This is a genomic window from Escherichia sp. Lx600-2 (assembly GCF_036662595.1).
Classification (GTDB): Bacteria; Pseudomonadota; Gammaproteobacteria; order Enterobacterales; family Enterobacteriaceae; genus Escherichia; species Escherichia coli.
In genome coordinates this window covers 1-4723 of sequence record NZ_JAYQWM010000155.1, presented here as the reverse complement: position 1 = coordinate 4723, position 4723 = coordinate 1, and the positions used below count along the sequence as shown (strand labels likewise).

Here is a 4723-nt window from a genome sequence, read left to right as displayed (position 1 = left end):
GTTAAATCATCAGAGATACCTCCTGTTCCCTTATGCATCCCCCACAAATGTTCCCGCAGTGGCTTAATAATCGGGAAAATATCGGTATCTTGCAGTACGACGGCAATTTCAGTATCAAATGCCATACTGCGTAAATTGATATTGGCAGAGCCTTGGATTAAAAAGGTGTCATCCACTAAGGTGAGCTTGCTGTGGACATACACCGATTGCCAGCGGTCAGAATCGGGCGAAACCAAGGTACAAATGACGCTCTTAAACCCGTCAATCTCTTCTTCTTGAATATCATCGGGTTCTACAACCTGAATGGGCTTGAGTAAGCTCTCTTGTGTGGAAACCATGATATTTTTAAAGGTGCCATCAAACGCTGCATGCTCACGCATGAGGTCACGGCGGCCTAACGTCTCTAGCATTTTATAGGTTTGATAACCGCCCACGTGGTTGGAGTCGCCAATCTCTGCTTTCGTGGTGGAGTTCGTCACCACAAACAAATAGAACGGTGGCAGCTTTTCACCTTGCAGTTTAGGGTCGGTTGCAGCGGCCTCTGCAAAGCATTTATTCCGCACCTCGACCATGTTACGCACATCCCGCCCAATTGACGATAACCGGAAATATTGGTTTTCAAAATAGAGATAATTACGCGCATGCTTAACACCATGGTCGTAAGACTTTAAAATATCGTATTCGTCATATTCCGGTTGAGTGCGGCAAATTTTACCCGACGTTGGAATTAATGGGTTTCGGGCTAAAAAGGTATAGCGTTCATTGAGTGCATCAATGAACTCAATGGTGGGCGTATATTGGCTGCGTGTAAGGGACTTCCGCTGTTCTAAAAGTTGAGCACCTTCATTACCCGTTGTAAAAAAGCCTTCAGTTTCATTCCATGCCGTGACAAAATTATCACTTAAATCACATAATACTTCGCCATACACACAGTTCGACGTATCTTGCCATGCTGTGGGGCCATCACGCCCTAACCATGACATATTTTTATGTTGAGTAATTGAGTGTTTATCATCATCCCAATACTGCGAATGCATGTTATGACCCATCACAAAGCCAATCGCTAATTCAGGATCTTCATAATCAATCAAAACCGCTTTTTGATGGTGAGTGGGCACTACAGCAAGTGCAGCTAAACGTAAACTGAATTCAACATCATCGCTACCAAATTGGTGCTTGGTTAATTCAGCCACCTTACTTAAGCGAGATGAAGGGCTGTTGATCGCCATCGAACGTGTACGAACTGATAAATTTTTAATTTGATTGTTTTTAGCTCGAATAAGCCATTCTTTATCAAAGGTATATTGTTTATCAGACTCATAATCTAATTTAGCCCCAATGGTCTGCATCATATCTGAAGGTAGTTCAACCTTTTGCCTTGGCGTAAAATACGTTTGCTTAGGCCAGCCGGGTAAACTGGTTTCACCCAGCTTTGCTATCTCATCAAACCACACCAGAATGCGTACCTTTACACCTTCTTTGGCTTTTTGCTCAAGAAGCTCCGCAATATTAGGAAATTGTCCATCCCTAATTCCACTTGAGCGTTCAAAATACATGGAGGGCTGAAAGCCCCATGTAATAATCTCAATACTTTTTTTCGCTTTACGAATGGCCTCCGCAACCGCTGCAAAGGTCTGTTTTCCATTAATAAGTGGCGCATACACAAATAAACTCATAGGGTATTTGGTGCGCTCAGGGATCCAACTTGGCGTCATTTGCAGTACCATGCAGGTCGAGACGGGTAAGCGTATTTTCTGCTCGGTTGCCGGAATGGGTAATTGCACGGAAGCGGGGAATCCCCCAGATTGATTTCCTGACATATTATTTTCTCTTATTCCATTCAGTGATAAATTGGGAAAGCCCTTCCCCCCATGCTTGACCTATTCGCGAGCTTTCTCGCTCTTGGCTCGGCGCACTGGTTCGAAAACCGACATTAACGGGCTCGACGTGTTCTTCCTCTTGCGACTCCGCAGAAGGAACATCGATATCGTAACGGTCCCCATTCAATAAACGCAGTTGGTAGCTGTCCGTAGGAATATCATGGTCAATTTGCACATTACCTTGTGCATCACTCATGCCTTTTAAAATCAGTGCCCCATTGGCATACAGCTCATACGGCTCAAACGCGCGCGCCTTCATTGGGCTTTGCGGCGACGAACTCAGTTGAAAACGCAAGGTTTGTTTTGGCATTGACTGTGGAAATTGTGGATGAGTGACATCCATCGAGGCAGGGCCTTCAACCACCCAGTTAGTCGCTTTGACCGTTTGGTTGCTGGGGCTGCCGTACTCAATCTGCCCGCCTTTTAAACGAATATAGGCACCACCGCAGGTCAATAGCAGTTCATCTTTAGCGGCGACGACAGTTTTACCGCCCGTACTGGTGACGGTCATGTCTTTGAGTGAGGTGAGATGCATTTCATCACTTTGAGCTTGAATTTCCACTTTACCTTTTGCTGCAAAGGCTTTGATTCCTAGGGTATGAGCAAATAAGCTGATGGCTTGACCTGCGGCTAAGGTGATTTTTTTACCGACTGAGATATCTGCCTGTTTATTGGCCGTCAGGGTAATGTTTTCACCGCTGTGAGCCTGTACGGTTTTGGGGGAGGTTAATGCGATACCCGCGGGCGCACTGAGTAATAACGCTGCCTGCTGCAATTCGTTGATGGACTCAGTTAATAAGCGTTGTTGAGCCTTCATGTCTGCCAGCTCTGCTTTCGCGACTTCGGCGGCTTCCCGTAGGGAGCTCACAAGGTTCAACGCATCATCCAATTGCTGCTTGGCTTCGCGCATATCCAGTTGTTCAGACGAGGCTTTTGTGCGTAAATCGGTGCTGATAAACAGCCCTTTTCCTGCTCGAATAGCGCCCCAACTGTCGGTGCGCAGTTCAAAGCCGTCACCGCGTTTTTCACGTCCTTGATTAACCAGATGCCCTAAATTGAGTTGCGATTTCCCCCCGTATTCGGTGCTGAATTTGATGTGTTCTTCCCCGCGTTTGTCTTCCATGCGTAGCTTATTATTTGCCGGAGTACGAATGACATTGCGGGTATTATTTTTGTCGGTGATGTGGTCGGGGCGATGCGAGTCATGCAAGGCATGGGCAATGTACGGTCGGTCTGGGTCACCCTCATGGAAGGCAATGGCAACTTCTGTCCCTTGGATTAACGGAAAGTGCATCCCGTAGGTATCGCCCGCGTACGGTTTCGCTAGCCGCACAGGCATACTTTCATACCCCGTCGATTTTTCATCACGATCCGCATCGAATTTAACCCAATAAAAACCATGCTCATTCTGGTGGGCGTAGATATCGTGAGGTTTAGCACTGGTGACGCGTGCCATCAATGTCCCTGCAATCACAGGGCGAGGCTTCAAGGTCGGACGCCAGCACAGAGCTTCGGTGTACGACGTTGCTTCAAATTGCACGACTAAGGCACTGCTGCGGCTACCTGAAAATCGCAATCGAGTAATCAGTATTTCAGATTGAAAGTCAGACGGTAATGTTGAAGGCAGTTGGTTATCGGTAATTTTGAGCACCAATAATGGCGTTAGCATCGGTGAATTACTTTTACCGTGCAGCTGAGTTTGACGAGCCAGAAAACGCTCATGGTCAAGGCGTGACCAAAAGTGAGCGGTTTCCGTTTCTGGTTGGTACTTCTCACCGCGCTCAAGATGACGAGGTTTATAATGATAGACATCACCGTAGTGGATGTCCTCTCCCTCACCTCAAGTCATATCCGTTTCAATGGATTGCAAGGTTTGCATCGCTTGGCGGTGATTATAATCTTTGGTGGTGACACTGCGCTCAACCACTTGATGACGTAGTGATAACCCCCAGACACTTTCTACACCCTCGTCATTCATCCCTGATGGGCTATTGAGAGGTAGCTTGAGGTCATACACATAGGCTCGTTGGCTATCCCCAAAATGAATAACTTCGGTTTTGGTATCCGGTTGCAAACTGAATGAATAGAAAATCCCCACTTCACTTAGCAGGCGTTCAATAAACTGCCAATCACTCTCATTGATTTGGTTAATTTGCTCTCGCTTGGGGTATTGGTGCTGCAAATGAAATTCAAACTCCCAGCCTTTCATGTCATGCTCACGTAAGATGAGGTCAATGACGTCTGGCACGGATTTATTTAAGAAGAAGCGGTGAGTGCGCATTTGGTGGCGTAATAAGGAGACAAACGGTTCTATCACAATTTGGTATTGTGTTTCATCAGCGGAGCCAGACAGCCGCTTGAAGTGGGTGATCACGCCATGAACACGTTTTTGCGGCTCATTCAATGTGTTCAGCATAGCCAATGGCAGGGTAGGCGATGAAAAGGTAAAATCAGCACTGCGGCGTAGAAATTGTTGCGCTTGCAGGTTTTTGTTTGGGGAGGTAAAGGTAATCTGATAACGATAAGTTTCACTAATGGCTTCACGTCCCGTGAAGTGCTCAACGTCTAAGTGGGTCTGGCAACCTTGTACAGCAAGCTGGTAGCGATTATGGGATTGAAACGGCTTAATGACAATGTCGAACAAGCTCATGACGTATTCCTTTCAGATGCTTTGTGGCAACCGAAAATGAAATGCTAGAGTAAGGTTATCCACGCTAATGCCAATTTATTTACCTTAAGCTAACCGATTGTTATAAATAAAAACAAATTTATTATTTAAAAATTTTGACGCATTTAGCATAAAATAGATTTATCTGAATGGTTTTACACACATAATAAGTTTT

General features: G+C 45.8%; 1 protein-coding gene and 1 pseudogene. Both read right to left on the bottom strand.

The window, feature by feature from the left end; translation table 11 throughout:
- A partial coding sequence (locus tag OQV04_RS23535; RefSeq protein WP_332643073.1) for a phospholipase D-like domain-containing protein occupies nt 1–1820 on the bottom strand: 1820 nt, incomplete at its 3' end.
- A gap of 1 nt (nt 1821) precedes the next feature.
- A pseudogene (locus OQV04_RS23530) lies at nt 1822–4530 on the bottom strand (DUF2345 domain-containing protein).
- Nucleotides 4531–4723: the final 193 nt, after the last annotated feature.